The organism is Aquabacterium sp. (assembly GCF_021768455.1).
Lineage (GTDB): Bacteria > Pseudomonadota > Gammaproteobacteria > Burkholderiales > Burkholderiaceae_C > Aquabacterium.
This window is the reverse complement of the sequence record NZ_JAIZVX010000215.1, coordinates 1-4965: the sequence shown is the minus strand read 5'-3', so window position 1 is coordinate 4965 and position 4965 is coordinate 1. Positions and strand designations below refer to the sequence as shown.

At 69.4% G+C, this 4965-nt stretch carries 5 protein-coding genes and 1 riboswitch; all 5 genes read right to left on the bottom strand.

What is annotated here, in order from left to right; genetic code table 11:
• Window positions 1-57 precede the first annotated feature (57 nt).
• Complete coding sequence (locus QZ994_RS18675) at window positions 58-897, bottom strand: hypothetical protein (protein ID WP_290877223.1); 840 nt, start codon at window positions 895-897, stop codon at window positions 58-60.
• Window positions 894-1697 (bottom strand): N-acyl homoserine lactonase family protein, encoded by an 804-nt coding sequence (locus QZ994_RS18670; protein WP_290877220.1) that lies wholly within the window; start codon window positions 1695-1697, stop codon window positions 894-896. Before QZ994_RS18670 ends, QZ994_RS18675 begins: the two co-directional genes overlap by 4 nt.
• Before the next feature lie 67 nt (window positions 1698-1764).
• A complete protein-coding gene (locus QZ994_RS18665; protein WP_290877217.1) occupies window positions 1765-2487 on the bottom strand; it encodes a cysteine hydrolase in 723 nt (240 codons plus the stop codon).
• 16 nt (window positions 2488-2503) lie between these two features.
• Window positions 2504-3547, bottom strand: coding sequence for a fatty acid desaturase (locus QZ994_RS18660; RefSeq protein WP_290877214.1), 1044 nt, complete (start codon window positions 3545-3547; stop codon window positions 2504-2506).
• Between the two features lie 7 nt (window positions 3548-3554).
• Window positions 3555-4604 carry an ABC transporter substrate-binding protein gene (locus QZ994_RS18655; RefSeq protein ID WP_290877211.1) on the bottom strand — a complete coding sequence of 350 codons (1050 nt, stop codon included), beginning with the start codon at window positions 4602-4604 and terminating at the stop codon, window positions 3555-3557.
• Between the two features lie 88 nt (window positions 4605-4692).
• Window positions 4693-4795, bottom strand: a riboswitch (guanidine-I (ykkC/yxkD leader).
• Window positions 4796-4965 lie beyond the last annotated feature (170 nt).

The window sequence follows — 4965 nt, the reverse complement described above, 5'->3', positions numbered from 1 at the left end:
ATGCCCATCCATCCTTTGCGCGGGATTGTCGCCCAGGGCGCCCGCGTGTGCAGGGCCTCAGGCCAGGGTGTCGCCCGACAGGGACCACTCGAGCACCTGCCAGGCCTGGCGCTCACCTCCGAGCTCGACCTCGGCCAGGCCCGGACCGGGTTCGCCGTCCACACGGACGCGCTGCACGCTCAGGGTCAGGCGCTGGCCTTCGCGCTCGGGCAGGCTGGCGCGTTCGATCAGCCAGCGGCCCTCGGCCAGGCGGCCAAAGGCGATGTCGGTGTCCAGCCATTCGGTGGCGCGCTCGGGCTGGCTGAGGAGCACCTCGGCCAGGGTGCTGCCAGGCGGCATCCCCTTGGGCCAGGCGGCGCGGCGCGGGCGCACGGCCATGAGGCAGTCACCGGCCAGCAGGAGGCGGCGGCCGTCGTCCTGGCCGGTGGCGTCGAGGCCAGCCAGGGCCATGTAGCGACCGGTGGAGCCGGGCAGGCGCTCCCAGACCTCGGTGTAGTCGGCGTGCACGCCCAGTTCGATGAGGCGGTCGGGCGTCTCGAACAGCAGGAAGCCGGCATCGGGGGTGAGGGCGGGCGGCTGCACGTCACAGACGCGGTGCCAGCGGCAGACCTCGCCTTCGGGCAGGGCCTCGACCGTGGTGGTGCCGGCAAAGCCCTGCTGGGCGGCCAGGTGGGCCAATTGCGCGCCGTTGAGCTGGCTCAGGGGCCGGTGCGGGCGGTCGGCCAGGGCGTCGACCGGGACGCGCAGGTCGGCATGCCACAGGCTGGTCTGCAGCCAGCGGACCCAGCTGGTGCGGTCGCTGCCCGGCGTGGGGGATTCGGTGTCGGTCTGCAGCAGGGTGCGCACCCACACGCCGCGCAGGTCATCGGGCACGAGGCCAGGCTGGCTGCGTTTCATCGGTAGCCTTTCGGGAAGGCGTGCAGGCTGCGGAAAAAGGGCAGGTCGTGGTTGGGCCAGACCCAGGCGTCGGTCTCGGCCGCCAGGCGCTTGAGCTTGCGGATGCTGTCGATGGCCTGGGCCTCCTGGCCGCGCCAGAGGGTACCGGGGGCGATCTCGTCGTCGAGGTTCTCCTGCAGGTCGGCGGCGTCACCCGCGAGCAGGATGGGGCGGCCTTCGGGCAGCTCGATCCACATCGACATGTGGCCGGCGGTGTGCCCGGGTGTGCTGACGGCGCGCACGCCGGGCACGGGTTCGTACTCGCCCTGCTTCAGGCTGAAAGGCAGGGGGCTGCCATCGTCGGCGAGGAAGTCGTCGGCATAACAGGCGTGGTCTTCGCCCGAGGAGGCCGCGTCCCACTCGGCCTGCTGCACATGGATGTCGGCCCCGCAGCCACAGCGGCGCAGTTCCTTGAGGCCGCCGGCGTGGTCGAAGTGCAGGTGGCCGATGAAGATGAGGTCGACGTCGGCCGGGGTGAGGCCCAGGCGCGCCAGGTGGTGCGGGATGCGGTGCTCCTCGCGCATGTCGGGCGCGCCCATCTCGGCGCCCTCGGGGTAGTAGCGCGCGCGCAGCTCAGGCTGCTGGATCTTGGCGTGGTCGCAGCCCACGTCGTAGAGGATGCGGCCGTTGGCGGTCTCGATCAGGTAGGCCAGGATGGGCGCTTCGATGAGCTGGCCGCGGTGGCGCTGCCAGGTCGAGATCGATTTGTCGTAGCGGTGCATGGCCGTCAACAAGGGCCAGACCTGGCGTACCTGGGTCATCTCTGCGCATCCCTGTGGTGTGTGGCCTGGCCATCAAGGACCCGGCTCGTTGTGGTGGAACGAAGGCTCAGTCGGGGGGGCGCTCCCCGGTGCGCAACACGCCCGAAAGCAGCTCGGCGGTCGTGGCCACGCGGCCGAAGATGCCACCCTCGACGGCGATCATGGCCAGGGCAGGCGCCTGCAGGGCCGGATCGCTGGCGGCACAGGCGTCGCCCACGGTCACACAGTCGAAACCCCGGTCCACGGCGTCGCGCAGCGTGGACTGTACACAGACTTCGGTCGTGACGCCGCACAGCAGCAGGTGCTGGACTCGGCGGTTGGACAGGATCTGCGACAGGTCCGTCTGGTGAAAGGCGCTGTAGCCCGGTTTGTCCACCATGATCTCGCCAGGCTCGGGGTAAAGCAAGGGCACCGTGTCATGCCCGGGTTCGCCGCGCACCAGCAGGCGCCCCAGGGGCCCCGGGCTGCCAATGGGCGCACCGGCGGCGATGCTGCGCGCCATCTTGGTCGGCGGGCAATCCGACAGGTCCGGGCGATGGCCTTCGCGGGTGTGGACCACCAGCCAGCCCGCGGCGCGGGCGGCCTGCAGCAGCTGGTGGATGTGGGCCATGGGCTGGGCCAGTCGGGCCACATCGAGGCCGGCCTGGGCGGCATAGCCCCCGGGCTCGCAGAAGTCGCGCTGCATGTCGATCACGACGAGGGCGCTGTGCGCGGGCACCCAGCCCTCGCACAGCTGGGCTGCATGGGGTTGGGCGGCCTGGGGCTTGGGCATGTGGGCGAGGGGGGACACCGGCGGCCTCCGTCGCTCAGATGGCGGTGAGGAAGGACACGCCCACCGCACCCACGAAGCCATCGGCCCGGCCCGGCGTGCCCGGCGGGTGGACCACGCCATAGTCGGCCGCGAGGATGCGGCGCACGCGGTTCACATGGAAGCTGCGCAGCAACTCGCCCACGGTGACGACCTGGGGGTCGTCGTCGTCGAACAGCTCGCGGTGCAGGGCCGGCAGGCGGTACCAGGGGGCGGTGGGCTTTTCGTGGTGGGCGTTATGGAAGCCGAAGTTCAGCCAGATCAGGTTGAGCCAGCGGGCGTCGAGGCCCACCACATCGCTGTAGGTGTTGTCCTGCTCGTAGGCCTTGTCGCGCAGCTTGTCCTGGGGGATGGGGGCGTTGCTGGCGATGGGGAAGGCATCGTAGGTGTGCTGGAAGCAGTCGGCAAACCGCAGCAGGGTCACGAAGACCAGGTAGGCCAGCAGGTACAGCGCCAACGCCTTGGACGAGACCCAGGCCAGCAGCGCCCAACCTGTGGTGCGCACGGCGGCGATGGCCAGGATGCGGCCCCGCTGCCCATGCCGGCCGGGGTCCACGAAGGGCAGGCCCACGACCACGGCGCGCATGATGAACTCCACCGCCGGGATGTAGGCCCACTCCAGCGCCAGCACGGTGCGCCGCACCCAGGCCGGTGCCTGCAGCAGCCAGGCGCGCACCTCGAAGGTGATCACGTCGGCCCGTTCCACGTGGTGGCGCATGTGCTTGCGGCGCAAGTCGTCGAAACGGGCGTAGCAGGCGCCGTTGAGCCAGGCCATGGCCGTGGCCCAGCGGGCGTTCACCTCGGGGCGCCTGAAGATGGCCTGGTGGCTGAACTCGTGGATGAAGTAGGCCGACCAGGTCAGGCTGAGCGCGACCAGGGCCACGCCCAGGGCGTTGAGCACCCAGGCCGAAGCCGTGAGCGCCCAGACGCCCAGGGGCCAGCCCAGGAGGGTGAAGCCCAGGGCCAGGGCGTTGGGCCAGAGGCCATCGGCATGGCGAAACGCCTGCCTCAGACCGGATGCGGGCAGGGCGGGCGCCGACATGGCCGCCTCACTGACCGGCCAGGGCCTTGACGAAGCGGGCGTCGATGGTCGCTTCGGTGGCGGGCAGCTTGCTGATCTGGCCCTTGGCCTTGAGCAGGGTGCCGATCACCTCGCCGCTGGCAAAGTAGGACGTGGTGTCCGGGCCCTTGACGAAGGCCTTGGGCATCTCGGCCAGGGGGATGTTGTAGACGCCGGCGACCTGCTCCTTGGCCTCCTTGGCACTGATGCCCATGGCCTTGCCCACGATGGCGTAGGCCTCATCGGGCTTGGCCTTGATGTAGGCCATGCCGTCGAGGTAACCCTGGATCACGCCCTTGATCTCTTCGGGCTTGCTGGCAATGGCCTTGTCGTCGTAGACCAGCACGTCGGCGATCAGGCCCGGGGCGTCTTTCGACGAGAACACGACGTGGAACTTCTTGCCGCCGCCCTGGCCCAGCACCTGAGACAGGCTGGGCTCGTAGGTCACGCCAATCGGCAACTGGCCCGAGGCCATGGCCGCCGGCACGGCCTCGGGGGTGAGGCTGACCGAGGTGATGTCCTTGTCGCTCAGGCCGTTCTTCTTGAGCGCGTAGGCCAGCAGGAAATCAGAGGGCGACAGGGGGTTGTAGCCCACCTTCTTGCCCTTGAAATCGGTGATCTTGGTGATGGAGGTGCTCGCCACGATGGCATCGCCCCCGTTGGAGTAGTCGATGGGCATCACGACCTTGAGGGCCTTGCCGGCGGCCACACGGCCCACGACCTGGTCATAGGTGAGCATGGCGCCGCTGAGCGCACCGCTTTCCAGCGCGGGGGGGATGAGCGCCGGGTCGCTGAACATCTGCAGCGTGACCTTGAGCTTGTACTTCTTGAAGAGGTCGAGCTTTTCGGCCACGTAGAAGGGCGCATAGCCGATCCAGTTGACCGTGCCGATCTTGACGTTGGTGACGGCGCCCGCGGCCTGTGCGGCGGGGCTGCCCATGCCCAGCATCAGGGCGCATGCACCGGCAGCCAGCAGGCTTCCCGCCTTGTGCACCACATCGCGGCGACCGGCGGATGGGCACACAAGGGAGGCAGACACGGCAGCAGGGTTCGGACGGACACGGCGCATACACAAGGCTCCAGCAAGTTGGGGTGACAAAAGGGCAGGAGGAGACGCATCAACGTCGCTCTCCCGGGCTTTTGTCCCTCCGTGGAGCCCCGTTGCCGAGGCCGGGCCACTCTCGGACCAGACACCGGCACAAACCGGTCGGAACCCTAGTGACCCTCAGTAGACGCCGATGGGGTGTGAACCCTGATCGCCGGCCTACCTGCTTGCCATCGATGCATGCACAAGCTGTGCCAGGGTGGGACAGGGCCGATGGCACCGAGCTAGGGATGGGCAAAGCACGGGGGCTGTGGCCCGATGCGGACTGAGCCCTGCCACCCCCTCCACACCATGC

Coding starts and splice junctions, on each gene's coding strand:
- QZ994_RS18675 (WP_290877223.1), bottom strand. CDS start 897: ATGAAACGCAGCCAGCCTGGCCTCGTGCCCGATGACCTGCGCGGCGTG.
- QZ994_RS18670 (WP_290877220.1), bottom strand. CDS start 1,697: ATGACCCAGGTACGCCAGGTCTGGCCCTTGTTGACGGCCATGCACCGC.
- QZ994_RS18660 (WP_290877214.1), bottom strand. CDS start 3,547: ATGTCGGCGCCCGCCCTGCCCGCATCCGGTCTGAGGCAGGCGTTTCGC.